22 protein-coding genes are annotated in these 25,358 nt (G+C 70.7%); 20 read left to right on the top strand and 2 right to left on the bottom strand.

Annotated elements, in window-relative coordinates; genetic code table 11:
• Nucleotides 1-14: 14 nt before the first annotated feature.
• The 9 genes from ACFYMU_RS09925 to ACFYMU_RS09885 all read left to right on the top strand — a co-directional run bounded on the left by ACFYMU_RS09925 (nucleotide 15) and on the right by ACFYMU_RS09885 (nucleotide 10,196).
• The gene (locus ACFYMU_RS09925; RefSeq protein ID WP_388370625.1) at nucleotides 15-767 is read left to right on the top strand and encodes a YebC/PmpR family DNA-binding transcriptional regulator; all 753 of its coding nucleotides are present in this window, start codon (nucleotides 15-17) and stop codon (nucleotides 765-767) included.
• Between the two features lie 174 nt (nucleotides 768-941).
• On the top strand, nucleotides 942-1,472 hold the full coding sequence (gene ruvC, locus ACFYMU_RS09920) for a crossover junction endodeoxyribonuclease RuvC (protein WP_388370623.1): 531 nt from the start codon (nucleotides 942-944) through the stop codon (nucleotides 1,470-1,472).
• Nucleotides 1,469-2,074: a Holliday junction branch migration protein RuvA gene (gene ruvA, locus ACFYMU_RS09915; RefSeq protein WP_388370620.1), complete on the top strand. Its 606-nt coding sequence runs from the start codon at nucleotides 1,469-1,471 to the stop codon at nucleotides 2,072-2,074. The genes ruvC and ruvA overlap by 4 nt, the downstream gene beginning before the upstream one ends.
• Nucleotides 2,075-2,163: 89 nt before the next feature.
• Nucleotides 2,164-3,234 carry a Holliday junction branch migration DNA helicase RuvB gene (ruvB, locus tag ACFYMU_RS09910; RefSeq protein ID WP_388370617.1) on the top strand — a complete coding sequence of 357 codons (1,071 nt, stop codon included), beginning with the start codon at nucleotides 2,164-2,166 and terminating at the stop codon, nucleotides 3,232-3,234.
• A gap of 163 nt (nucleotides 3,235-3,397) precedes the next feature.
• Nucleotides 3,398-3,898 (top strand): preprotein translocase subunit YajC, encoded by a 501-nt coding sequence (gene yajC, locus ACFYMU_RS09905; protein ID WP_388370614.1) that lies wholly within the window; start codon nucleotides 3,398-3,400, stop codon nucleotides 3,896-3,898.
• Between the two features lie 141 nt (nucleotides 3,899-4,039).
• Nucleotides 4,040-5,839 (top strand): protein translocase subunit SecD, encoded by a 1,800-nt coding sequence (gene secD / locus ACFYMU_RS09900; protein ID WP_388370612.1) that lies wholly within the window; start codon nucleotides 4,040-4,042, stop codon nucleotides 5,837-5,839.
• A gap of 1 nt (nucleotide 5,840) precedes the next feature.
• A complete protein-coding gene (gene secF / locus ACFYMU_RS09895; RefSeq protein ID WP_388370609.1) occupies nucleotides 5,841-6,941 on the top strand; it encodes a protein translocase subunit SecF in 1,101 nt (366 codons plus the stop codon).
• A complete protein-coding gene (locus tag ACFYMU_RS09890) occupies nucleotides 6,938-7,477 on the top strand; it encodes an adenine phosphoribosyltransferase (protein ID WP_388370606.1) in 540 nt (179 codons plus the stop codon). The genes secF and ACFYMU_RS09890 overlap by 4 nt, the downstream gene beginning before the upstream one ends.
• A 205-nt stretch (nucleotides 7,478-7,682) precedes the next feature.
• The gene (locus tag ACFYMU_RS09885; RefSeq protein ID WP_388370603.1) at nucleotides 7,683-10,196 is read left to right on the top strand and encodes a RelA/SpoT family protein; all 2,514 of its coding nucleotides are present in this window, start codon (nucleotides 7,683-7,685) and stop codon (nucleotides 10,194-10,196) included.
• A 102-nt stretch (nucleotides 10,197-10,298) separates the two neighbouring features.
• Here ACFYMU_RS09885 and ACFYMU_RS09880 read toward each other — a convergent pair whose 3' ends face one another.
• Both ACFYMU_RS09880 and ACFYMU_RS09875 read right to left on the bottom strand, forming a co-directional pair.
• Nucleotides 10,299-11,528, bottom strand: coding sequence for a DUF349 domain-containing protein (locus ACFYMU_RS09880; protein ID WP_388370600.1), 1,230 nt, complete (start codon nucleotides 11,526-11,528; stop codon nucleotides 10,299-10,301).
• A gap of 135 nt (nucleotides 11,529-11,663) precedes the next feature.
• Nucleotides 11,664-12,485, bottom strand: coding sequence for a peptidylprolyl isomerase (locus ACFYMU_RS09875; RefSeq protein ID WP_388370597.1), 822 nt, complete (start codon nucleotides 12,483-12,485; stop codon nucleotides 11,664-11,666).
• 167 nt (nucleotides 12,486-12,652) lie between these two features.
• Here ACFYMU_RS09875 and ACFYMU_RS09870 point away from each other — a divergent pair, with 167 nt between their 5' ends.
• The 11 genes from ACFYMU_RS09870 to ACFYMU_RS09820 all read left to right on the top strand — a co-directional run bounded on the left by ACFYMU_RS09870 (nucleotide 12,653) and on the right by ACFYMU_RS09820 (nucleotide 25,272).
• A complete protein-coding gene (locus ACFYMU_RS09870; RefSeq protein WP_388370595.1) occupies nucleotides 12,653-13,360 on the top strand; it encodes an MBL fold metallo-hydrolase in 708 nt (235 codons plus the stop codon).
• Between the two features lie 13 nt (nucleotides 13,361-13,373).
• Complete coding sequence (gene hisS, locus ACFYMU_RS09865) at nucleotides 13,374-14,636, top strand: histidine--tRNA ligase (RefSeq protein WP_388370592.1); 1,263 nt, start codon at nucleotides 13,374-13,376, stop codon at nucleotides 14,634-14,636.
• Nucleotides 14,637-15,206: 570 nt separating this feature from the next.
• The gene (locus ACFYMU_RS09860) at nucleotides 15,207-15,863 is read left to right on the top strand and encodes a vitamin K epoxide reductase family protein (protein ID WP_388370589.1); all 657 of its coding nucleotides are present in this window, start codon (nucleotides 15,207-15,209) and stop codon (nucleotides 15,861-15,863) included.
• Nucleotides 15,864-15,908: 45 nt separating this feature from the next.
• On the top strand, nucleotides 15,909-17,264 hold the full coding sequence (locus ACFYMU_RS09855) for a replication-associated recombination protein A (RefSeq protein ID WP_388370586.1): 1,356 nt from the start codon (nucleotides 15,909-15,911) through the stop codon (nucleotides 17,262-17,264).
• 347 nt (nucleotides 17,265-17,611) lie between these two features.
• On the top strand, nucleotides 17,612-18,226 hold the full coding sequence (gene rpsD / locus ACFYMU_RS09850; protein ID WP_208781099.1) for a 30S ribosomal protein S4: 615 nt from the start codon (nucleotides 17,612-17,614) through the stop codon (nucleotides 18,224-18,226).
• A 303-nt stretch (nucleotides 18,227-18,529) separates the two neighbouring features.
• On the top strand, nucleotides 18,530-18,985 hold the full coding sequence (locus tag ACFYMU_RS09845; RefSeq protein WP_388370583.1) for a DUF948 domain-containing protein: 456 nt from the start codon (nucleotides 18,530-18,532) through the stop codon (nucleotides 18,983-18,985).
• 7 nt (nucleotides 18,986-18,992) lie between these two features.
• Complete coding sequence (locus ACFYMU_RS09840; protein WP_388370580.1) at nucleotides 18,993-19,340, top strand: hypothetical protein; 348 nt, start codon at nucleotides 18,993-18,995, stop codon at nucleotides 19,338-19,340.
• Complete coding sequence (gene alaS, locus ACFYMU_RS09835; protein ID WP_388370577.1) at nucleotides 19,340-22,012, top strand: alanine--tRNA ligase; 2,673 nt, start codon at nucleotides 19,340-19,342, stop codon at nucleotides 22,010-22,012. Before ACFYMU_RS09840 ends, alaS begins: the two co-directional genes overlap by 1 nt.
• Before the next feature lie 25 nt (nucleotides 22,013-22,037).
• Complete coding sequence (gene ruvX / locus ACFYMU_RS09830; RefSeq protein WP_388370574.1) at nucleotides 22,038-22,502, top strand: Holliday junction resolvase RuvX; 465 nt, start codon at nucleotides 22,038-22,040, stop codon at nucleotides 22,500-22,502.
• A gap of 125 nt (nucleotides 22,503-22,627) precedes the next feature.
• Nucleotides 22,628-24,439, top strand: coding sequence for an endolytic transglycosylase MltG (gene mltG / locus ACFYMU_RS09825; RefSeq protein ID WP_388370571.1), 1,812 nt, complete (start codon nucleotides 22,628-22,630; stop codon nucleotides 24,437-24,439).
• Nucleotides 24,436-25,272 (top strand): shikimate dehydrogenase, encoded by an 837-nt coding sequence (locus ACFYMU_RS09820; RefSeq protein WP_388370568.1) that lies wholly within the window; start codon nucleotides 24,436-24,438, stop codon nucleotides 25,270-25,272. Before mltG ends, ACFYMU_RS09820 begins: the two co-directional genes overlap by 4 nt.
• The last annotated feature ends 86 nt before the right edge of the window (nucleotides 25,273-25,358 follow it).

The following is a 25,358-nucleotide window of genomic DNA, read 5'->3' as shown; positions in this document are numbered from 1 at the left end:
AAGGAGACAGGCAGATGTCCGGCCACTCTAAATGGGCCACGACGAAGCACAAGAAGGCCGTGATCGACGCCAAGCGCGGCAAGCTCTTCGCGAAGCTGATCAAGAACATCGAAGTCGCGGCGCGCATGGGCGGCGCCGACGTCGAGGGCAACCCGACGCTGTACGACGCCGTCCAGAAGGCCAAGAAGCAGTCGGTGCCGAACAAGAACATCGACTCGGCCATCAAGCGCGGTGCGGGCCTGGAGGCCGGCGGTGCCGACTACGAGACGATCATGTACGAGGGATACGGACCGAACGGCGTCGCGGTGCTCGTCGAGTGCCTGACCGACAACCGCAACCGCGCCGCCTCCGACGTCCGCGTCGCCATGACCCGCAACGGCGGTTCCATGGCGGACCCCGGCTCCGTCTCGTACCTGTTCAACCGCAAGGGCGTCGTGATCGTCCCCAAGGGCGAGCTCACGGAGGACGACGTCCTGGGCGCCGTGCTGGACGCGGGCGCCGAGGAGGTCAACGACCTCGGTGAGTCCTTCGAGGTGATCAGCGAGGCCACCGACCTGGTCGCGGTCCGCAGCGCCCTGCAGGACGCCGGGATCGACTACGACTCCGCCGAGGCCAACTTCGTCCCGACCATGCAGGTCGAGCTGGACGAGGAGGGCGCCAAGAAGATCTTCAAGCTGATCGACGCGCTCGAGGACAGCGACGACGTGCAGAACGTCTTCGCCAACTTCGACGTCAGCGACGAGATCATGGAGAAGGCCGGCGCGTAGCGCCGCCGCGGACCGAAGGGGCCGACGGGACGGTCACCCGTCGCCCGGCCCCTCGGTGAGGGCTCCGTCCGCCCCTCCCTTCACGTCGGCCCGTCATGTCGGCCCGCCGCTTTGCCGGTCGTTGTCGGTGGCAGCCGATAGCCTGCACGAACAGGTAGGCGAAGGGAGGGGCGCGTGCGCGTGCTGGGGGTGGACCCCGGGCTGACCCGATGCGGCGTCGGCGTGGTGGAGGGAGTTCCGGGCCGGCCGCTGGCCATGCTCGGGGTCGGCGTGGTCCGCACGCCCGCGGACGCCGACCTGGGCCATCGCCTCGTCGCCGTCGAGCAGGGCATCGAGCGGTGGCTGGACGAGCACCGGCCCGAAGTCGTCGCCGTGGAGCGCGTGTTCAGCCAGCACAACGTGCGGACGGTGATGGGCACCGCCCAGGCCAGCGCCGTCGCCATGCTCTGCGCCGCCCGCCGCGGCATCCCCGTCGCCCTGCACACCCCCAGCGAGGTCAAGGCCGCCGTCACCGGCACGGGCCGCGCCGACAAGGCCCAGGTCGGCGCGATGGTCACCCGGCTGCTGCGGCTCGACGCGCCGCCCAGGCCCGCCGACGCCGCCGACGCGCTCGCCCTCGCCATCTGCCACATCTGGCGCGCGCCCGCCCAGAACCGACTCCAGCAGGCCGCCGCCCTGCACGCATCGAAAGGCCGTCCCGCATGATCGCCTTCGTCAGCGGCCCGGTCGCCGCCCTCGCCCCGGACTCCGCGGTCGTCGAGGTGGGCGGCATCGGCATCGCCGTCCAGTGCACCCCGAACACGCTGTCCGGGCTCCGTCAGGGCCAGCAGACCAGGCTCGCCACGTCCCTGGTGGTCCGCGAGGACTCGCTGACGCTGTACGGATTCGTGGACGACGACGAGCGCCAGGTCTTCGAGCTGCTGCAGACCGCGAGCGGCGTCGGCCCGCGCCTGGCCCAGTCGATGCTGGCCGTGCACACCCCCGACGCCCTGCGCCGCGCCGTGGCCACCGGGGACGAGAAGGCGCTCACCGCCGTTCCCGGCATCGGCAAGAAGGGCGCCCAGAAGCTGCTCCTTGAGCTGAAGGACCGGCTGGGCGAGCCGGTCGGCGCCCCCGCGGTCGGCACGGCGATCTCCGCCGGCTGGCGCGACCAGCTGCACGCCGCGCTGATCGGGCTGGGGTACGCGACCCGGGAGGCGGAGGAGGCGGTTGCCGCGGTGGCCCCCCAGGCCGAGGCCGCCGAGAGCACCCCCCAGGTGGGGCAGTTGCTGAGGGCGGCCCTGCAGACCCTCAACCGGGCGCGTTGACCGGCGCCGCTGCTCCATGTGCCCTGCGCGGCCCCGCAGTGCACCCGTCCTCGTACGAACCGACCGACCGCGACCCCGAGGCACATGCGATGAACTGGGACGACACGACCGGCACCCCCGCCCCCCAGCGGCTGGTAGGCCCTGTCGCCGACCGCGAGGACCAGGCCGTCGAGGCCGCCCTGCGGCCCAAGGACCTGGACGAGTTCATCGGCCAGGAGAAGGTCCGCGAGCAGCTCGACCTCGTGCTGCGTGCCGCACGCGCGCGGGGCGCCACCGCCGACCATGTGCTCCTGTCGGGCGCCCCCGGCCTCGGCAAGACGACCCTCTCGATGATCATCGCGGCCGAGATGGGCGCCCCCATCCGCATCACCAGCGGCCCCGCCATCCAGCACGCCGGCGACCTCGCCGCGATCCTCTCCTCCCTCCAGGAGGGCGAGGTGCTCTTCCTCGACGAGATCCACCGCATGTCCCGGCCCGCCGAGGAGATGCTCTACATGGCGATGGAGGACTTCCGTGTCGACGTCATCGTCGGCAAGGGGCCCGGAGCCACCGCCATTCCCCTGGAACTGCCGCCGTTCACCCTGGTGGGCGCCACCACGCGGGCGGGCCTGCTGCCGCCCCCGCTGCGCGACCGCTTCGGCTTCACCGCCCACATGGAGTTCTACGGGCCCGCCGAGCTGGAGCGTGTCATCCACCGGTCGGCGAACCTGCTCGACGTCGAGATCGATCCCGACGGCGCCGGCGAGATCGCCGGCCGCTCCCGGGGCACGCCCCGCATCGCCAACCGGCTGCTGCGCCGTGTACGCGACTACGCGCAGGTCAAGGCCGACGGAGTGATCACCCGAGACATCGCGGCGGCCGCGCTCACCGTCTACGAGGTCGACGCCCGCGGTCTGGACCGGCTGGACCGGGCCGTCCTGGAGGCCCTGCTGAAGCTCTTCGGCGGCGGCCCCGTGGGCCTGTCGACGCTCGCGGTCGCGGTGGGGGAGGAACGTGAGACCGTCGAGGAGGTCGCCGAGCCCTTCCTGGTGAGGGAGGGGCTGCTGGCCCGCACCCCGCGCGGGCGCGTGGCGACACCGGCAGCCTGGGCGCACCTCGGCCTCACCGCGCCACGCGGGACCACCGGGGGAAACGGACAACAGGACCTGTTCGGGGCGTGACGGCGCGGGACTCGCACCGGCAGGAACCCGGGTGCCATGCTGAGCGTTGTTCCTTGCGTGCGGACTCGCTTAGACTCCGCCGATGCCGCCTTTGCGGGCGGTGCCGACCACCCCCATCCATCAGGCCGCCGACCGGGCGGTCGTGCGAAGGAAACTCCGTCCCGTGAATACCTTGACCCTCCTCCCCTTCATCGTGCTCATCGCGGCCATGTTCCTGATGACGCGCTCGGCCAAGAAGAAGCAGAACCAGGCCGCGGAGATGCGGAACCAGATGCAGCCCGGCTCGGGCGTCCGCACGATCGGGGGCATGTACGCGACGGTCAAGGAGGTCAACGAGGACACGGTCCTTCTTGACGCGGGCCCCGGAGTGGAACTGCTCTTCGCGAAGAACGCCATCGGCGCCGTCCTGACCGACGACGAGTACAACCGCATCGTCCACGGCATCGAGCACGACCTGAAGGCCGACGGCACCGTGGTGCCGGACGACGCCTCCTCCCTCACCGAGACCGACGAGCCGGCCGCCGACGCCACGGCCGCCGCCTCCGACGCCCAGACCGTCGACCTCGGTAAGAAGGACGCGGACGACGCGGCCGACGAGGTGGCCGACGCCAAGGCCGAGGAAGCGGAGCCGAAGAAGACCGACGGCGACTCCGAGGCGAAGTAGTACCGCCCCGGGAAGCCGGCGCGGACCGCTCGCGCCGCGTGCCTCCCGGGACGCGTCGTTCGTGCACGGAGTCCCGACACCATGGCATGGCCGTCCGCGCGCCCACCCGGCGCCGGCCGGCCCGAGAGGGAGTACGAGAAGGTGGCAGCACCGAAGAAGGGCCGGAGCGCGGGCGCCCAGAGCAAGCCGGGGCGCTCGCTGGCCCTCATCCTGATCGCCATCGCGGCGCTCACCGGGGGAATGTTCGCCTCCGGACACACCACTCCGCGTCTCGGCATCGACCTGGCCGGCGGTACGAGCATCACGCTCAGGGCGGTCGCCGAGCCCGGCCAGGCATCCGCGATCAACAAGACCAACATGGACACCGCGGTCGACATCATGAACCGCCGTGTCAACGGTCTGGGCGTCTCCGAGGCCGAGGTCCAGACCCAGGGCGATCGCAACATCATCGTCAACATCCCCAAGGGCACGAACTCCAAGCAGGCCCAGGAGCAGGTCGGCACCACCGCCAAGCTCTACTTCCGCCCGGTCCTGGCCACCGAGGTCTCCGGCGCCGCCCCGAAGGCCAGCTCGTCGCCCAGCGCCTCCGGCAGCTCGCCCGGCAAGGCGACCGGCAAGGCGAACCCGTCCACGTCCCCGTCGGGCTCCGCCTCTCCGTCGGGCTCCGCGTCCCCCTCGTCGAGCGCCACCTCGCAGGGACGCGCGGTCACCGACGCCCTGAAGGCCGGCTCCTCGCCGTCCGCCACCGGCTCCTCCTCGCCGAAGGCTTCCTCCTCGCCGAAGGCGTCGTCCAGCCCCTCCCCGTCCGCGAGCGGCTCCGCCGCCGACTCGGCCGCAAAGCTCCAGGCGCAGTACGCGGCGCTGGACTGCACCGACAAGAAGACCCGTGCCACCGCCGGCAAGAGCGCCAAGCCCAGCGAGCCCACCGTGGCCTGCGGTCAGAACTCGCAGGGGCAGTGGCAGAAGTACGTCCTCGGCCCCGCCGCGGTCGACGGCACGGACGTCAAGAAGGCCCAGGCCGTCTACAACACCCAGACCGCAGCGGGCTGGACGGTCACCATGGACTTCACGTCCAAGGGCACCAAGAAGTTCGCGGACATCACCGGCCAGCTCGCGCAGAAGCAGTCCCCGCAGAACCAGTTCGCCATCGTCCTGGACGGCGAGGTCGTCTCCGACCCGTACGTCCGTGAGGCACTGACCGCCGGCAACGCGGAGATCTCCGGCAACTTCACGCAGGAGGAGGCCCAGAGCCTCGCCAACATGCTGTCCTACGGCGCCCTCCCGCTGAGCTTCAAGGAGGACAGCGTCACCACCGTGACCGCGGCGCTCGGCGGTGAGCAGCTGCAGGCCGGCCTGATCGCGGGCGCGATCGGTCTCGCCCTGGTCATCATCTACCTGGTGGTCTACTACCGCGGTCTGTCGCTGATCGCCGTCGCCTCGCTGCTGGTCTCCGCCGTCCTCACCTACGTGATCATGTCGCTGCTCGGCCCGACCATCGGCTTCGCGCTGAACCTGCCGGCCGTCTGCGGTGCCATCGTCGCGATCGGCATCACGGCCGACTCGTTCATCGTGTTCTTCGAACGCATCCGGGACGAGATCCGCGAGGGCCGCTCGCTGCGCCCCGCCATCGAGCGGGCCTGGCCGCGCGCCCGGCGCACCATCCTGGTCTCCGACTTCGTCTCGTTCCTGGCCGCCGCAGTGCTCTTCATCGTGACCGTCGGCAAGGTCCAGGGCTTCGCGTTCACGCTCGGTCTGACCACCGTGCTCGACGTAGTCGTCGTCTTCCTCTTCACCAAGCCGCTGATGACGATCCTGGGCCGTGGGAGGTTCTTCTCCAGCGGCCACAGCTGGTCCGGTCTCGACCCGAAGCGACTGGGTGCCAAGCCCCCGCTGCGCCGCACCCGCCGTCCCTCCGCCCCCGTCGACCCGAAGGAGGCGTGAGATGTCGAAGCTCGGCACCCTCGGCGCCCGACTGCACCGCGGCGAGGTCGGCTACGACTTCGTCGGCAACCGCAAGATCTGGTACGGCGTCTCCATCCTGATCACCATCACGGCCATCCTCGGCCTGGCGGTGCGAGGCCTGAACATGGGCATCGAGTTCCAGGGCGGCGCCGTCTTCACCACGCCGAAGACGCAGGTCTCGGTCGCCCAGGCCGAGAAGTACGCGCAGGACTCGTCCGGTCACGACGCGATCGTGCAGAAGCTCGGCAACGACACCCTGCGCATCCAGATCGCCGGCATCGACACCGACAAGTCCGACCAGATCAAGACCGCCCTGGCCAAGGACCTGAAGGTCGACGCGGAGTCCATCAACGCCGACCTGGTCGGCCCCAGCTGGGGCGAGCAGATCGCCAACAAGGCGTGGCAGGGCCTGGGGATCTTCATGGTCCTCGTCGTGATCTACCTGGCGATCGCCTTCGAGTGGCGCATGGCCCTGGCCGCGCTCGTCGCACTGGTCCACGACATCACCATCACGACCGGTATCTACGCCCTCGTCGGTTTCGAGGTCACGCCCGGCACGGTGATCGGTCTGCTGACGATCCTCGGTTACTCGCTCTACGACACGGTCGTCGTCTTCGACAGCCTCAAGGAGCAGACGAAGGACATCACCAAGCAGACCCGCTGGACCTACAGCGACATCGCCAACCGCTCGATCAACAGCACCCTCGTCCGCTCCATCAACACCACGGTCGTCGCGCTGCTGCCCGTCGCGGGTCTGCTGTTCATCGGCGGCGGCTTCCTCGGCGCCGGCATGCTCAACGACATCTCGCTGTCGCTGTTCGTCGGCCTCGCGGCCGGCGCGTACTCGTCGATCTTCATCGCCACGCCGCTCGTCGCGGACCTCAAGGAGCGCGAGCCGCAGATGAAGGCCCTCAGGAAGCGTGTCCTCGCCAAGCGGGCGCAGGCCGCGGCCGAGGGGGAGCTCGTCGACGCGCGGTCCGGCGGCGAGCCGCAGGACGCGGCCGCCGCGGTCGTGGGCCCGCGCGGTCAGGACGCGCCCCGCGGCCGGGGCCGCGGCCGCGCCACGGGGAAGCGCCGATGACCGACATAGCGGCCCTCCTGCTCAGCCGCATCCGGGACGTGCCCGACCACCCGGAGCCGGGGGTGATGTTCAAGGACATCACCCCGCTGCTCGCCGACCCGGTGGCGTTCACCGCGCTCACCGAGGCACTGGCCGAGCTGACCGTGCGGTACGGCGCCACGAAGATCGTCGGCCTGGAGGCCCGCGGCTTCATCCTCGGCGCCCCGGCCGCCGTCCGAGCGGGCGTCGGCTTCGTCCCCGTGCGCAAGGCGGGCAAGCTCCCCGGAGCGACCCTCAGCCAGGCCTACGACCTGGAGTACGGCTCCGCGGAGATCGAGGTGCACGCCGAGGACCTGACCGGGGCCGACCGCGTGATGGTCGTCGACGACGTCCTCGCCACCGGGGGCACCGCCGAGGCGTCGCTGCGGCTCGTCCGCCGGGCGGGCGCCGAGGTCGCGGGTGTGTCCGTGCTCATGGAGCTGGGCTTCCTGGGCGGCCGCGCCCGTCTGGAGCCGGCCCTGGACGGCGCCCCGCTGGAGGCACTGATCCGGGTCTGAGACCCGCGCGGCACCCCCCGCGCAGGGCCGCGCAGGGCCGCAGGACGAAACGAGGCGGGTGCCGGAGGAATCCGGCGCCCGCCTCGTGCGTTTCTTCTGTAGAAGGTCGTCTCAGCGGCCTTGGGGGGAGCCCGGAGCCCGGGATCGCTACCATGGGGTCTCCGGAGCCTGACCGGGGGACCCGGATCGCGCACGAGGAGCCCTGTTGCCAGACGAGGCCCAGCCACTGACCGCCGCCAAGCCCGACGCGACGTCGACGGCCGCGGCCACGCCCGCGCGCCGCACGAAGGACGCCCCACGCGGGCCGGTCGAGCACGCCCAGTCGGCACCCGTCGACCACACGGCCGAGCAGCCGCGCCCCAAGCCGGTCCCCGAGCGGGCCCCGGCGGTCCGCCCGGCGTCCGCGCCGCCCTCCCGCTCCGGCTCCTCCAACCGTGTCCGGGCCCGCCTCGCCCGCCTCGGCGTGCAGCGGGCCAACCCGTACAACCCGGTCCTCGAGCCGCTGCTGCGCATAGTGCGCGGCAACGACCCGAAGACCGACGCCGCCACGCTCCGCCAGATCGAGCGCGCCTACCAGGTGGCCGAGCGCTGGCACCGCGGCCAGAAGCGCAAGAGCGGCGACCCGTACATCACGCATCCGCTCGCCGTGACGACGATCCTCGCCGAGCTGGGCATGGACCCGGCCACCCTGATGGCGGGGCTGCTGCACGACACGGTGGAGGACACCGAGTACGGCCTGGACCAGCTGCGCCGCGACTTCGGCGACACGGTCGCCCTCCTCGTCGACGGCGTCACGAAACTGGACAAGGTCAAGTTCGGGGAGGCCGCGCAGGCCGAGACCGTGCGCAAGATGGTCGTCGCCATGGCGAAGGACCCGCGGGTGCTGGTCATCAAGCTCGCCGACCGCCTGCACAACATGCGCACCATGCGCTACCTCAAGCGGGAGAAGCAGGAGAAGAAGGCGCGCGAGACCCTGGAGATCTACGCGCCGCTCGCCCACCGCCTGGGCATGAACACCATCAAGTGGGAGCTGGAGGACCTCGCCTTCGCGATCCTCTACCCCAAGATGTACGACGAGATCGTGCGCTTGGTCGCCGAGCGCGCCCCCAAGCGCGACGAGTACCTGGCGAAGGTGATCGACGAGGTCCAGGCGGACCTCAGGGCGGCCCGCATCCGGGCCACCGTCACCGGCCGCCCCAAGCACTACTACAGCGTCTACCAGAAGATGATCGTCCGCGGTCGCGACTTCGCGGAGATCTACGACCTGGTGGGCATCCGCGTCCTCGTGGACACCGTCCGCGACTGCTACGCGGCGCTGGGCACGGTCCACGCCCGCTGGAACCCGGTTCCGGGGCGGTTCAAGGACTACATCGCCATGCCCAAGTTCAACATGTACCAGTCGCTGCACACGACGGTGATCGGCCCCAGCGGCAAGCCCGTCGAACTCCAGATCCGTACGTTCGACATGCACCGCCGCGCCGAGTACGGCATCGCCGCGCACTGGAAGTACAAGCAGGAGGCGGTCGCCGGCGCCTCCAAGGTCCGTACGGACGCGCCTCGTTCGAACGCCAAGGACAAGGACGCCGTCAACGACATGGCGTGGCTGCGCCAGTTGCTCGACTGGCAGAAGGAGACCGAGGACCCGAGCGAGTTCCTGGAGTCCCTGCGCTTCGACCTGTCCCGCAACGAGGTCTTCGTCTTCACTCCGAAGGGCGACGTCATAGCGCTGCCGGCCGGTGCCACCCCGGTGGACTTCGCCTACGCCGTGCACACGGAGGTCGGCCACCGGACGATAGGGGCCAGGGTCAACGGGCGCCTGGTACCCCTGGAATCCACCCTGGACAACGGCGACCTGGTGGAGGTCTTCACCTCCAAGGCGCCCGGCGCGGGACCCTCCCGCGACTGGCTCGGCTTCGTGAAGTCGCCGCGCGCCCGCAACAAGATCCGCGCATGGTTCTCCAAGGAGCGGCGCGACGAGGCGATCGAGCACGGCAAGGACGCGATCGCCCGGGCGATGCGCAAGCAGAACCTGCCGATCCAGCGCATCCTCACCGGGGACTCGCTCGTCACGCTCGCCCACGAGATGCGCTACCCCGACATCTCGTCGCTGTACGCGGCGATCGGCGAGGGCCATGTCGCCGCGCAGAACGTCGTGCAGAAGCTGGTGCAGGCGCTCGGCGGCGAGGAGGCCGCCACCGAGGAGATCGACGAGACCGTCCCGCCGGCGCGGGGCCGCAGCCGCAAGCGGCGCAGCAGCAGCGACCCGGGTGTGGTCGTCAAGGGCGTCGACGACGTCTGGGTCAAGCTGGCCCGCTGCTGCACGCCCGTCCCCGGCGACCCCATCATCGGCTTCGTCACACGCGGCAGCGGTGTGTCGGTGCACCGCAGCGACTGTCTGAACGTGGAGTCACTGTCCCGGGAGCCCGAGCGCATCCTGGAGGTGGAGTGGGCGCCGACCCAGTCGTCGGTCTTCCTCGTCGCGATCCAGGTGGAGGCGCTGGACCGCTCGCGTCTGCTCTCGGACGTCACCAGGGTTCTGTCCGACCAGCACGTCAACATCCTCTCGGCCGCCGTCCAGACCTCCCGCGACCGCGTGGCGACCTCCCGCTTCACCTTCGAGATGGGCGACCCGAAGCACCTCGGCCATGTGCTGAAGGCGGTACGCGGCGTGGAGGGCGTGTACGACGTGTACCGGGTGACGTCGGCGCGCAGGCCGTAGCCCGTCGGCTGCTCCCGCGGCCCCGGTCGCGGACACGGACGCACGGAAGGGGCCCCGTACGGTGCGTACGGGGCCCCTTCCGTCCGAGGGACGGGCCGGCCGTCAGCCGCCGAACTCCTGGAGGGCCTTCAACGCCTGGTCCAGGAGCGCCTGGCGGCCCTCCAGCTCCTTCTCGAGCTTGTCGGCCTTGGCGTTGTTGCCCGCCGCCCTGGCCTGCTCGATCTGGCCCTTCAGCTTGTCCACGGCCGCCTGCAACTGGCCGGTGAGGCCCTCCGCGCGGGCCCGCGCCTCCGGGTTGGTGCGGCGCCACTCGGTCTCCTCGGCCTCCTGGATCGCCCGGTCGACCGTGTGCATCCGGCCCTCGACCCGGGCGCGCGCGTCCCGCGGCACATGGCCGATGGCCTCCCAGCGCTCGTTGATCGAGCGGAAGGCGGCCCGGGCGGCCTTGAGGTCCGTGATCGGCAGCAGCTTCTCCGCCTCCTCGGCCAGCCCCTCCTTGAGCTTGAGGTTCTCGCCCTGCTCGGCGTCCCGCTCCGCGAAGACGGCGCCGCGCGCCGCGAAGAACACGTCCTGGGCACCGCGGAAGCGGTTCCACAGGTCGTCCTCGTACTCGCGCTGGGCGCGGCCGACGGCCTTCCAATCGGCCATCAGCTCGCGGTAGCGCGCCGCGGTCGGCCCCCAGTCCGTCGAGCCGGACAGCGCCTCGGCCTCGGCGACCAGCCTCTCCTTGGCCTTGCGGGCCTCCTCGCGCTGGGCGTCGAGCTGTGCGAAGTGCGCCTTGCGGCGCTTGGAGAACGCCGACCGGGCGTGCGAGAAGCGGTGCCACAGCTCGTCGTCCGACTTCCGGTCGAGCCGCGGAAGCCCCTTCCAGGTGTCCACCAGCGCCCGCAGCCGCTCACCGGCCGCCCGCCACTGGTCGGACCGGGCCAGCTCCTCGGCCTCGGCGACCAGCGTCTCCTTGGCCGTGCGCGCCTCGTCCGACTGCTTGGCCCGCTGTGCCTTGCGCTCCTCGCGGCGCGCCTCGACGGTCTCCATGAGCTTGTCCAGGCGGCCCCGCAGCGCCTCCAGGTCCCCGACCGCGTGGTGCGCGTCGACCTGTTCCCGCAGATGGTCGACCGCGGCCTGGGCGTCCTTCGTCGACAGGTCGGTGGTCCGGACTCGCTTCTCGAGGAGGCCGATCTCGACAACCAGGCCCTCGTACTTGCGCTCGAAGTAGGCCAGCGCCTCCTCGGGGGAGCCGGCCTGCCAGGAGCCGACGACCTCCTCGCCGTCGGCCGTCCGCACGTACACGGTCCCCGTCTCGTCGACGCGGCCCCACGGGTCGCTGCTCACAGCGCCTCCTCCACATGATGCCTGCGGGAAGCTCCAGTGCTCCCGGGCATCGTCCACAGTTTCGTCACCGCCAACATAGGCGACCGGCGGGGCGGCTGTCCGCATCCCGCGCGACCGAAATTCCGCAGTTGACGGTCAGGATTTCGTCACGCTCGCCTTGTTGATCACGACAGTTGCGTTCGGTGCGCCGTCGCCCGCACCGGTGCTCTCACCGGCCGTCGCGATCTTCTTCAGAACCTTCATGCCGGCCGCGTCGATGGTCCCGAACGGCGTGTAGTTGGGCGGCAACTGGCTGTCCTGGTACACGAGGAAGAACTGGCTGCCGCCGGTGTGCTTCTGCCCGGTGTTCGCCATGGCGACCGTGCCCGCCGGGTACACGTTCCCCTTGAGGCTCTTGTCCTTGAGGTTCTCGTCCGGAATGGTGTAGCCGGGGCCGCCGTTGCCGACACCCTTGGGGTCGCCGCACTGCAGCACGTAGATGCCGTTGGTGGTGAGCCGGTGGCACTTGGTGTGATCGAAGAAGCCCTGGCCCGCGAGGAAGTTGAACGAGTTCACGGTGTGCGGGGCCGCCGCCGTCTTCAGCGCGACGCCGATCTCACCGCACGTGGTCGCGAGCCTCATGGTGTACTTCGCCGACGTGTCGATCGTCATCGTCGGCTCCTTCTTCCAGCTCAGCGACTTGACCTTGCCCGCAGCGGGCTTCTGGCACGGGTCCGGCGCCTTGCTGGTCGCCGCGGCGCTCGGGGATGCCTGGGACCCCGCGTTCGCCTTCTCGTCCTCGTTCTTGAAGGCGCCCGCCGCGTACGACACGACACTCCCCACCAGGACCACGCCGAGGACCGACGCGATCACGGAGGTGCGCAGGCGCGTCTTGCGCCGCGCTTCCGTACGCCGCTGCTGCTGCCGCAAGAACTTCTCCCGGGCGAGCTGTCGCCGCCGCTGTTCCTGGGTGACCACGGGGTTCTCTCCTCATGCGTCTCGTCCGCCGACCGGTACGCGTGCGTCTGGTGTGACGACTGCCCGCGCGTGCCCCGTACCGTATATGGGTTCGCTGAGGAATCGGCAGCGCCGGTAGGCTCTGACCCACAGCGAGTCACCGCCGTACGACACACCGAAGGACGATCGTGCTGATTGCCGGCTTCCCCGCCGGGGCCTGGGGGACCAACTGCTACCTCCTCGCCCCCGCCGCGGGCGAGGAGTGCGTGATCATCGACCCGGGCCACCAGGCCACTCAGGGAGTCGAGGACGCGCTGAGGAAACATCGGCTCAAGCCCGTGGCGGTCGTCCTCACCCACGGGCACATCGACCACGTGGCCTCGGTCGTCCCGGTGTGCGGCGCGCACGACGTGCCCGCCTGGATCCACCCCCGGGACCGCTACATGATGAGCGACCCCGAGAAGGCGCTCGGGCGTTCCATCGGGATGCCGCTGATGGGGGAGCTGACCGTGGGGGAGCCCGACGACGTCAGGGAGCTGACCGACGGAGCGCACCTGCGGCTGGCCGGCCTGGACCTGCGCGTCGCGCACGCGCCGGGCCATACCAAGGGGTCGGTGACCTTCCGGCTGCCCGAGACCGCGGACATCCCGCCGGTCTTCTTCTCGGGCGACCTGTTGTTCGCCGGCTCCGTCGGACGCACCGACCTGCCCGGCGGTGACATGGCCGAGATGCTCGACTCGCTGGCCCGCGTGTGCCTGCCGCTCGACGACTCGACCGTGGTGCTGTCCGGACACGGCCCCCAGACGACCATCGGCCAGGAGCGCGCCACCAACCCCTATCTGCGGCAGGTGGCCGCCGGCCAGGGAGCCGAGCCCGCTCCCCGACGAGGAATGTGACGAGAGACCTTCCGTGAGCACCTTCAAGGCGCCCAAGGGCACCTACGACCTGATCCCGCCGGAGTCCGCCAAGTACCTCGCCGTGCGCGAGGCGATCGCGGCGCCGCTGCGCACCTCCGGCTACGGCTACATCGAGACCCCCGGCTTCGAGAACGTGGAGCTGTTCGCGCGCGGCGTGGGCGAGTCCACCGACATCGTCACGAAGGAGATGTACGCCTTCGAGACGAAGGGCGGCGACAGGCTCGCCCTGCGCCCCGAGGGCACCGCCTCCGTGCTGCGCGCCGCGCTGGAGGCCAACCTGCACAAGGCGGGCAACCTGCCGGTCAAGCTCTGGTACTCCGGTTCGTACTACCGCTACGAGCGACCGCAGAAGGGCCGCTACCGGCACTTCTCGCAGGTGGGCGCCGAGGCCATCGGCGCGGAGGACCCGGCGCTCGACGCCGAGCTGATCATCCTCGCCGACCAGGCGTACCGGTCGCTGGGCCTGAGGAACTTCCGGATCCTGCTGAACAGCCTCGGCGACAAGGAGTGCCGCCCGGTCTACCGGGCCGCGCTCCAGGACTTCCTGCGGGGCCTCGACCTGGACGAGGACACCCGGCGCCGCGTCGACATCAACCCGCTGCGGGTGCTGGACGACAAGCGGGAGTCGGTCCAGAAGCAGCTGACGGGCGCCCCGCTGCTGCGCGACTACCTGTGCGACGCCTGCAAGGCGTACCACGAGGAGGTCCGCGAGCTGATCACCGCGGCGGGCGTGGCCTTCGAGGACGACCCGAAGCTGGTGCGCGGCCTGGACTACTACACGCGGACCACCTTCGAGTTCGTCCACGACGGCCTGGGCTCCCAGTCCGCAGTGGGCGGCGGCGGCCGCTACGACGGCCTCTCGGAGATGATCGGCGGCCCCTCGCTGCCCTCGGTGGGCTGGGCGCTGGGCGTCGACCGCACGGTGCTGGCGCTGGAGGCCGAGGGCGTGGAACTTCAACTGCCCGCCGGCACCAGCGTGTTCGCGGTCCCACTGGGCGAGGAGGCCCGTCGCGTCCTGTTCGCCAAGATCACCGAGCTGCGCAAGGTGGGCATCGCGGCGGACTTCTCCTACGGCGCCAAGGGCCTCAAGGCGGCCATGAGGGCGGCCGACCGGTCCGGCGCGCGCTACGCCCTCGTGCTGGGCGGGCGTGACCTGGCAGAAGGGGTCGTCCAGCTCAAGGACATGGAGTCCGGCGAGCAGCACGCGGTCCCCTTGGGGGAGACGGTGGAAACGCTGCGGGCACGGCTCGCGTGACAGACGGGCCGGACGGCACGCGGCCGTCCGGCCCGGCACCCCGCGTCGGCAGGGACCACGCTCCGCTTCGGTTCGCGCTCTTCATGGCGCCTGGACCACCCCCGCGTCGGCGGGGAACGGCGGTCGGAGCACCCGGGACAACGAGCTGCGCACCCGAACGTCACACCCCCTCCACATCGCGGTGGTCATCGCCGCAGTCCTGTGGTCCACCCCCGACCGGCTGCCTGGGACTGCGGAGGGCAGCGCTCGACGTGCGGTACCGTCTCGCGGACCGTCAACTCCGCGGGCGCCGATTCGTCCTGCCGGACGATCCCCACTTTCGGGTGCCCCGCGCGGGTGCCCCGCGCCGGCCGTCGACCGCGGTCACGTCCCCGTATCCCTTGTGCAGCCCCCGGACGTTCACCGCGAGTCCGTTCGCGTGTGTGGTGGTACCGAACGGACTCGGCCGGAATCGAACGCTCCAGGAGTGCCGTACGTACCTCCCTGTGTCCATCGAAGGGTGAAGATCCGTCCTCGTGCGGCACAATGGCGGCGAGCCAGATCCCTTCCCCGAGCATCGGAAACGGCGTGATGAGCAAGACGACAGTCAAGGACGTCTCCACCGGATCCACCGAGCCGGAGCGCACGGACTCGTCCCGGGCGGCGGGCGGCAGCCGTGCGTTCGCGCTGCTGCTGGTGGTCACGGGCGCGGCCGGCCTGCTCGCCGCCTGGGTCATCACGATCGACAAGATCAAGATCCTCGAGGGCAAGGTGAGCGGGAAGACGTTCACCCCCGGGTGCAGCATCAACCCGATCGTGTCCTGCGGCAGCGTCATGGAGAGCAAGCAGGCGTCCGTCTTCGGGTTCCCCAACCCGATGCTCGGCCTCGTCTGCTACGGCATCGTCATCTGCGTCGGCATGAGCCTGCTCACCCGTGCCCGCTTCCCGCGCTGGTACTGGCTGACCTTCAACGCCGGCACCTTCTTCGGTGTGGCGTTCTGCACCTGGCTGCAGTTCCAGTCGCTGTACCGGATCAACGCGCTGTGCCTGTGGTGCTCGCTGGCCTGGGTCGCGACGATCACGATGTTCTGGTACGTGACGTCGTTCACCGTACGCAACGACTTCCTGCCCGCCCCGCGCCCGGTGAAGAACTTCCTGGCCGAGTTCACCTGGGTGCTGCCGGTCACGCACACCGGCGTCATCGTGATGCTGATCCTGACCCGGTGGGGCAGCCAGCTCTGGGCCTGACCGGACCCGGCGGCGTTGTCGGCGGGGTGACATAGGGTTTTGGGCGTGGAGCCCGACCTGTTCACCGCAGCCGCAGAAGAACGCCAGGAGAAGGACCCGACCCGCAGCCCCCTGGCGGTCCGCATGCGCCCGCGCACCCTCGACGAGGTGGTGGGCCAGCAGCACCTGCTCAAGCCGGGATCACCGCTGCGGAGACTGGTCGGCGAGGGCGGCGGCGGTCCGGCGGGGCCCTCCTCGGTCATCCTCTGGGGCCCGCCCGGCACCGGCAAGACGACGCTGGCGTACGTCGTCTCGAAGGCCACGAACAAGCGCTTCGTCGAACTGTCGGCGATCACCGCGGGCGTCAAGGAGGTCCGCGCGGTCATCGACGGCGCCCGCCGCGCCAGCGGCGGCTTCGGCAAGGAGACCGTCCTCTTCCTCGACGAGATCCACCGCTTCAGCAAGGCACAGCAGGACTCCCTGCTCCCGGCCGTCGAGAACCGCTGGGTGACGTTGATCGCGGCGACCACGGAGAACCCGTACTTCTCGGTCATCTCCCCGCTGCTGTCCCGCTCCCTGCTGCTCACCCTCGAGCCGCTCACGGACGACGACGTGCGCGGCCTGCTGCGCCGGGCCCTGACCGACGAGCGCGGGCTGAGGGGCGCCCTCACGCTCCCCGAGGACACCGAGGACCACCTGCTGCGCATCGCTGGCGGCGACGCGCGGCGCGCCCTGACCGCGCTGGAGGCCGCGGCCGGGGCCGCGCTCGACAAGGGCGAGCCGGAGATCGGCCTGACCACCCTGGAGGAGACCGTCGACCGGGCGGCGGTGACCTACGACCGCGGCGGCGACCAGCACTACGACGTGGCGAGCGCCCTGATCAAGTCGATCCGCGGCTCGGACGTGGACGCCGCGCTGCACTACCTGGCCCGGATGATCGAGGCCGGGGAGGACCCCCGGTTCATCGCCCGCCGTCTGATGATCTCGGCCAGCGAGGACATCGGCCTCGCCGACCCGAACGCGCTGCCGATCGCGGTCGCCGCCGCCCAGGCCGTGGCCATGATCGGCTTCCCGGAGGCCGCGCTCACCCTCAGCCACGCCACCATCGCCCTCGCCCTGGCCCCCAAGTCCAACTCGGCGACCACGGCGATCGGCGCCGCCATGGAGGACGTCCGCAAGGGACTGGCCGGGCCGGTGCCCGCGCACCTGCGCGACGGGCACTACAAGGGCGCGGCCCAGCTCGGCCACGCGCAGGGGTACGTGTATCCGCACGACCTGCCCGAGGGCATCGCCGCCCAGCAGTACGCCCCGGACGCGCTCAAGGACCGCGCCTACTACCGTCCGACCCGCCACGGCGCCGAGACACGGTACGCGGACGCGGTGGAGTGGACCCGCAAGCACCTCGGGCGGAAGCAGTCCTGACCACCCTGTAGACTTGCGCGAAGCGCTGCGTCCCGTGTCCGGCACCTCGACAAGAGGAGGCCGGCACCACCAGAGCGGGACATCCAGCCGGAACCTCGTGGCCGTACGGCACGGGGATCCAGGAGCGTCGCGCACCGTCGAACGGTGTCGCGGGCAGCCCACCACCTTCCCGGCAGCCCCGGGTACGGGTCGGTGGGCCACTCGCGTGCTGCACGTATGTGCCCAGACCAGGGGAGCGGCTGCCCGGCAGGTCCCTCGCGGACCCGCAGGGTTTCCCCGGCTGCGGATGCGACCTCCCCTAACCCTGGTGAAGCCGGTTACAGACAGAAACACGAGGTGTTCGGTTCATGGCGAACCAGTCCCGCCCCAAGGTCAAGAAGTCGCGTGCCCTCGGTATCGCGCTGACCCCGAAGGCCGTCAAGTACTTCGAGGCCCGCCCCTACCCGCCGGGCGAGCACGGCCGCGGCCGCAAGCAGAACTCGGACTACAAGGTCCGTCTGCTGGAGAAGCAGCGCCTGCGCGCGCAGTACGACATCTCCGAGCGCCAGCTGGTGCGCGCCTACGAGCGTGCCTCCAAGGTGCAGGGCAAGACCGGTGAGGCCCTGATCGTGGAGCTCGAGCGCCGTCTCGACGCCCTGGTCCTGCGTTCGGGCATCGCCCGCACCATCTACCAGGCCCGTCAGATGGTCGTGCACGGCCACATCGAGGTCAACGGCCAGAAGGTCGACAAGCCGTCGTTCCGCGTCCGTCCCGACGACGTCGTGATGGTCCGCGAGCGCAGCCGCGAGAAGACGCTCTTCCAGATCGCCCGTGAGGGTGGCTTCGCCCCCGACGGCGAGACCCCGCGCTACCTCCAGGTGAACCTCAAGGCCCTGGCGTTCCGCCTGGACCGCGAGCCCAACCGCAAGGAAGTCCCGGTCATCTGCGACGAGCAGCTCGTCGTCGAGTACTACGCCCGCTGACGCTCTCGTCGGACGCGGTACTCCCAGCACGTCGGCCCGCCGTCTCCCCGCCCTCCCGGGCGGGCGAGCCGGCGGGCCGGCGCGTTCGCCGGGCCAGGGGCCGGGAGCCAGGGGCCGGGAGCCGGGAGCCGGGAGCCGGGAGCCGGGAGCCGCGCAAGGAACGCGGCGCCCCCTGCGCGACCGTACCGGCGCGTCGCGCAACTCCCGCTGTCCGCGGCCCCGAATCCGGTACGGGTCGGCCGTCCCGGCGCGATAGGCTCGGGAGACGACTTTTCGACGTTCAGGCACGTTCTAGGGGAGCGGGTGCACGCGGTGTCCGGTGGAGAGGTGGCCGGGATCCTGGTGGCCGTCTTCTGGGCGATCCTGGTCTCCTTCCTCGCCGTCGCGCTGGCGAGGCTGGCCCAGACGCTCAAGGCGACCACCAAACTGGTGGCGGACGTGACCGACCAGGCCGTGCCGCTGCTGGCGGACGCCTCCACCGCGGTGCGCTCGGCGCAGACCCAGATCGACCGGGTCGACGCGATCGCGTCGGACGTCCAGGAGGTCACGTCGAACGCGTCGGCGCTGTCGACGACCGTGGCGTCCACCTTCGGCGGCCCCCTGGTCAAGGTCGCGGCGTTCGGCTACGGCGTGCGCCGGGCGATCGCCGGCCGTCGAGAGGACGAACCCGCCAAGGCGCCCCGGCGTACCGTGATCGTGGGCCGCACCGTCCCGTCCCCGCGACGGGGGAAGCGGAACACCCGGGAAAAGAGAGACTGACCGAGCGATGTTCCGCCGTACCTTCTGGTTCACCACGGGCGTCGCCGCCGGTGTGTGGGCCACCACCAAGGTCAACCGCAAGCTGAGGCAGCTGACCCCCGAGAGCCTCGCCGCCCAGGCGGCGAACAAGGCCCTCGCCGCGGGCCACCGGATCAAGGACCGTGCGACGGACTTCGCGTTCGACGTCCGCGCGGGCATGCTCCAGCGGGAGGCCGAACTGGGCGAGGCACTCGGTCTGAACGCACCCGTGGACCAACTCCCCGCCCCCCGGCGGCACGCCGCCATCGAGAACCGCAACAGCCCGAAGTACGTCGAGAGCCCGACGCACCCGTACAACCGGAATGAGGACCACTGATGGAGTCGGCCGAGATCCGCCGCCGCTGGTTGAGCTTCTTCGAGGAGCGCGGTCACACCGTCGTTCCTTCGGCGTCGCTCATCGCGGACGACCCGACTCTGCTCCTCGTCCCGGCCGGCATGGTGCCCTTCAAGCCCTACTTCCTGGGTGAGGTCAAGCCGCCGTTCCCGCGCGCCACCAGCGTGCAGAAGTGCGTGCGCACGCCCGACATCGAAGAGGTCGGCAAGACCACGCGGCACGGCACGTTCTTCCAGATGTGCGGCAACTTCTCCTTCGGCGACTACTTCAAGGAAGGCGCCATCAAGCTCGCCTGGGAGCTGTTGACCGCGCCCCAGGACAAGGGCGGTTACGGCCTGGAGCCCGAGCGCCTGTGGATCACCGTCTACAAGGACGACGACGAGGCCGAGCAGATCTGGCGCGACGTCATCGGCGTGCCCGCCGAGCGCATCCAGCGCCTGGGCATGAAGGACAACTTCTGGTCCATGGGCGTGCCCGGCCCCTGCGGCCCCTGTTCCGAGATCAACTACGACCGCGGCCCCGAGTTCGGCGCCGAGGGCGGCCCCGCTGTCAACGACGAGCGGTACGTGGAGATCTGGAACCTCGTCTTCATGCAGTACGAGCGCGGCGAGGGCACCGGTAAGGACAACTTCGAGATCCTCGGCGACCTGCCGAGCAAGAACATCGACACCGGGCTCGGCCTCGAGCGGCTCGCCATGATTCTGCAGGGCGTGCAGAACATGTACGAGATCGACACCTCCATGGCCGTGATCAAGAAGGCCACCGAGCTGACCGGTGTCTCCTACGGCGACGCCCATGACTCGGACGTCTCCCTGCGCGTGGTCACCGACCACATGCGCACCGCCACCATGCTCATCGGTGACGGCGTGACCCCCGGCAACGAGGGCCGCGGCTACGTCCTGCGCCGCATCATGCGCCGCGCCATCCGCAACATGCGCCTCCTCGGCGCCACCGGTCCGGTCGTCAAGGACCTGATCGACACCGTGATCGCGATGATGGGGCAGCAGTACCCCGAGCTCGTCACCGACCGCGAGCGCATCGAGAAGGTCGCCCTGGCCGAGGAGGCCGCCTTCCTGAAGACGCTGAAGGCCGGCACCAACATCCTCGACTCCGCGGTGAGCGAGACCAAGGACACCGGCGGCACGGTGCTCTCCGGCGACAAGGCGTTCCTGCTCCACGACACCTGGGGCTTCCCGATCGACCTCACCCTGGAGATGGCCGCCGAGCAGGGCCTGTCCGTGGACGAGGACGGCTTCCGCCGCCTGATGAAGGAGCAGCGGGAGCGCGCCAAGGCCGACGCCCAGGCCAAGAAGACCGGCCACGCCGATCTCGGCGCCTACCGCGAGATCGCCGACAGCGCAGGTGAGACCGACTTCACCGGCTACACCGACACCGAGGGCGAGTCCACGGTCGTCGGCATCCTCGTCGACGGCGCCTCCTCCCCGGCCGCCACCGAGGGCGACGAGGTGGAGATCGTCCTGGACCGCACCCCGTTCTACGCCGAGGGCGGCGGCCAGATCGGCGACACCGGACGCATCAAGGTGGAGTCCGGTGCCGTCATCGAGGTCCGCGACACCCAGAAGCCGGTACCGGGCGTCTACGTCCACAAGGGCGTGGTCCAGGTCGGCGAGGTGACCGTGGGCGCCAAGGCCCACGCCTCGATCGACGCCCGCCGCCGCAAGGCCATCGCCCGCGCCCACTCGGCCACCCACCTCACCCACCAGGCGCTGCGCGACGCCCTCGGCCCCACGGCCGCCCAGGCCGGCTCCGAGAACCAGCCCGGCCGCTTCCGCTTCGACTTCGGCTCCCCGTCCGCGGTCCCGCACTCGGTGATGACCGACGTCGAACAGAAGATCAACGAGGTGCTCGCCCGGGACCTGGACGTGCGCGCCGACGTCATGGGGATCGAGGAGGCCAAGAAGCAGGGCGCCATCGCCGAGTTCGGCGAGAAGTACGGCGCACGCGTCCGCGTCGTCACCATCGGGGACTTCTCCAAGGAGCTGTGCGGCGGCACCCACGTGCACAACACCGCCCAGCTGGGCCTGGTGAAGCTGCTCGGCGAGTCCTCGATCGGCTCCGGGGTGCGGCGCATCGAGGCCCTGGTCGGCGTGGACGCCTACACCTTCCTCGCCCGTGAGCACACGGTCGTCAACCAGCTCACCGAGCTGCTCAAGGGCCGCCCCGAGGAACTGCCGGAGAAGGTCGCGGGCATGCTCGGCAAGCTGAAGGACGCGGAGAAGGAGATCGAGAAGTTCCGCGCCGAGAAGGTGCTGCAGGCCGCCGCCGGGCTGGCCGAGTCCGCCGAGGACGTCCGCGGTGTGGCCGTCGTCACCGGCCGGGTGCCGGACGGCACCACCGCCGACGACCTGCGCAAACTGGTCCTGGACGTGCGCGGCCGCATCCAGGGCGGCCGGGCCGCCGTGGTCGCCCTGTTCGCCGTCACGGGGGGCAAGCCGCTGACGGTCATCGCCACCAACGAGGCGGCCCGCGAGCGCGGGCTGAAGGCCGGCGACCTGGTCCGCACGGCGGCGAAGACCCTCGGCGGCGGCGGTGGCGGCAAGCCGGACGTCGCCCAGGGCGGCGGGCAGAACCCGGCCGCCGTCGGGGACGCAGTGGACGCCGTCCAGCGTCTGGTCGCCGAGAGCGCCCGGTAGGAACGAGCGGGAAACGGTCACGAGCATGAGAAGAGGACGCCGACTCGCCATCGACGTCGGCGACGCCCGCATCGGGGTCGCCTCCTGCGACCCCGACGGGATCCTCGCCACCCCGGTGGAGACGGTCCAGGGACGGGACGTCCCCGCAGCCCACCGCCGGCTGAAGCAGCTCGTCGAGGAGTACGAGCCGATCGAGATCGTCATCGGCCTCCCTCGCTCCCTCTCGGGGGGCGAGGGCCCCGCCGCGGTGAAGGTCCGCGGCTTCGCCCAGGAACTGGCACGTTTGGCGGCGCCGGTTCCGGTCAGGCTCGTGGACGAGCGGATGACCACGGTGACGGCCGGTCAGGGACTGCGTGCCTCGGGCGTGAAGGCGAAGAAGGGCCGGTCCGTCATCGATCAGGCCGCCGCCGTCGTCATCCTGCAGCAGGCCCTGGAATCCGAACGGGTGTCAGGGAAATCTCCCGGCGAGGGCGTCGAAGTGGTCATCTGATCGCGATACGGTAACGTTCCGCGCGATGTGGCGGTGTTCGAACAGCCGCCGCACAGCAAAAGAGGCGGACCGGAAGCCGGGCCACACGCGCCGCGTGACCGCCGCCTCGCGGCTCTAGGGGATCGATGACTGAGTATGGCCGGGGCCCAGGCCCCGCACCGTGGCATCCGGAGGACCCGTTGTACGGGGACGTCGGATGGGGAGGGCAGCAGGCCGACGTGGCCCCGTCCCCCTACGGGGGCCAGCAGCAGTATCCGCAGCAGCCGCAGCAGCACTACGGCGACTGGGAGGGCGCCCATCAGGCCGGGTACGGCCAGGGGCAGCAGGGCTACCAGCAGTACGCGGGCCAGGGCGGGCAGCAGTATCAGGGCGGTCCGCAGTACCCCCAGGGTCAGGGCGGTCCGCAGTACCCGCAGGATCAGGGCGGGCAGCAGTACCCGCAGGATCAGGGCGGGCAGCAGTACGCACAGGATCAGGGCGGGCAGCAGTACCCGCAGCAGGGTGGAGCGCAGTACGGCGGTCAGCCGCAGCAGGAGTACGGCAACGGCGGCTGGGACGGCGGCCGGCCGCAGGCTCCCTACCCCGCCGACCCCGTCGACCCGTACGGCGCCCAGCCGGGTGCCTACGCCGACGGACAGCCCGACTTCTACCAGACGCCCGACGCGTATCCGCCCCCCGAGCCGCCGCATCGGCGACGCGCCGAGCCGGAGCCCGAGACCGACTGGGATCCCGGGCCCGACCAGGGCGAACACGCCTTCTTCGCGGGCGACGACGGCGACGACGACACCGACGACGAACCGGACGGCCGGCGCGGCCGCGGCGACCGGCGGGGGCGCGGTGGCAAGGCCAAGAAGGGCCGCAGCGGAGTCGCCTGCCTGGTGGTCGTCCTGGTTTTTGTCGGGGGTGTGGGCGGAGTCGGGTACCTCGGTTACCAGTTCTACCAAAATCGTTTCGGCCCGGCCCCCGATTATGCGGGTGACGGCAACGGCGAGCAGGTGACGGTCACCATTCCCAAGGGCTCCGGCGGCTACGCCATCGGCCAGGTGCTGAAGCAGGCCGGTGTCGTCAAGAGCGTCGACGCGTTCGTCGCGGCGCAGGAGCAGAACCCGGACGGCAAGACCATCCAGGCCGGCACGTACACCCTGAACAAGCACATGTCCGCGGCCGCGGCGGTGCAGTTGATGCTCAGCCCGAAGAGCAAGAACAACCTGATCATCGCCGAGGGCTGGCGCAACTCCAGGATCTACGCGGCCATCGACGACCGTCTGAAGCTCGAGGCGGGCACCACCCGGGACGTGGCCAGGAAGGAGTGGAAGACCTTCGGCCTGCCCGACTGGGCCGACGGAGCCAAGGGCGTCAAGGACCCGCTGGAAGGATTCCTGTATCCCTCCAGTTATCCGGTCGCCAAGGGTATGAAGCCCGAGGACGTCCTCCGGCAGATGGTCGACACGGCCAAGGAGAAGTACGCCGAGTTCGGCATCCAGGACAAGGCCGAGAGCCTCAACCTGCAGAACCCCCTGCAGGTCCTGACGGTCGCGAGCCTCGTCCAGGCCGAGGGCAAGTACAAGCACGACTTCGAGAAGGTCGCGACGGTCGTCTACAACCGGCTCAAGCCCGACAACACCGAGACCTACGGCCTGCTCGACTTCGACTCCACGGTGAACTACCTGCGCGGCCAGTCCAAGCTGGCGACGGGTTCCGTCAACGCGCTGCGGCAGATCGACGACCCGTACAACACGTACAAGATCAAGGGGTTGCCCCCCGGGCCGATCGACAACCCCGGAGAGGTGGCCATCAAGGCCGCCCTCAACCCGGCCGAGGGAAACTGGTACTACTTCGTCTCGATCAACGACAACGAGACGCTCTTCGCCGAGACCAACGAAGAGCAGAACCGCAACCGCCAGAAGTACCTCGAAGAGCAGAAGAAGGGTCAATGACGGGCACCGTCAGCAAGCGCCGAGCCGCCGTCCTCGGCTCCCCGATCGCCCACTCCCTCTCCCCGGTGCTGCACCGCGCCGCGTATGACGAGCTGGGGCTGACGGACTGGTCCTACGACCGGTTCGAGATCGACGAGGAGGCGCTGCCCGGGTTCGTCGGGAAGCTCGGTCCCGAGTGGGCCGGGCTGTCCCTGACCATGCCGCTCAAGCGGGCCGTCATCCCGCTGCTCGACTCGATCAGCGACACGGCGGCCTCGGTGGAGGCGGTGAACACGGTCGTGTTCACCGACGACGGGCGGCGCGCGGGCGACAACACCGACATCCCCGGGATGGTCGCCGCGCTGCGCGAGCGCGGCATCGAGGAGGTCGCCTCCGCAGCGATCCTCGGCGCGGGCGCCACCGCGTCCTCCGCGCTGGCCGCCCTGGCCCGGATCTGCACCGGCGAGATCGTCGCCTACGTCCGCAGCGGTGCGCGGGCCGCCGAGATGCGGCAGTGGGGCGAGCGGCTCGGCGTCGACGTCCGCATCGCGGACTGGGCGGACGCCGACCGGGCGCTGCACGCCCCGCTGGTCGTCGCCACCACACCGGCCGGGACGACGGACGCGCTGGCCGCCGCCGTACCGGAGCGTCCGGCGACCCTGTTCGACGTGCTGTACGACCCCTGGCCGACCGCCCTCGCGGCCCGGTGGAGCGCGTACGGCGGCGCCGTCGTCAGCGGCCTGGACCTGCTCGTGCACCAGGCCGTCCTGCAGGTCGAGCAGATGACGGGCCGCTTCCCTGCCCCCCTGGACGCCATGCGCAGGGCCGGCGAGAAGGCGCTGTCGGAGCGCTGACGTCAGCTTTCACGTCCGCTTGATGGACCGCGACCGGTCCGGGCCCCCGAACGTGGGAGGATCGGAGGTGGCGGGCCAGGGCCGCG

The organism is Streptomyces sp. NPDC007264 (genome assembly GCF_042869095.1).
Lineage (GTDB): Bacteria > Actinomycetota > Actinomycetes > Streptomycetales > Streptomycetaceae > Streptomyces.
The sequence above is the reverse complement of the archived record's forward strand: the minus strand, read 5'-3'. Positions and strand labels throughout refer to the sequence as shown.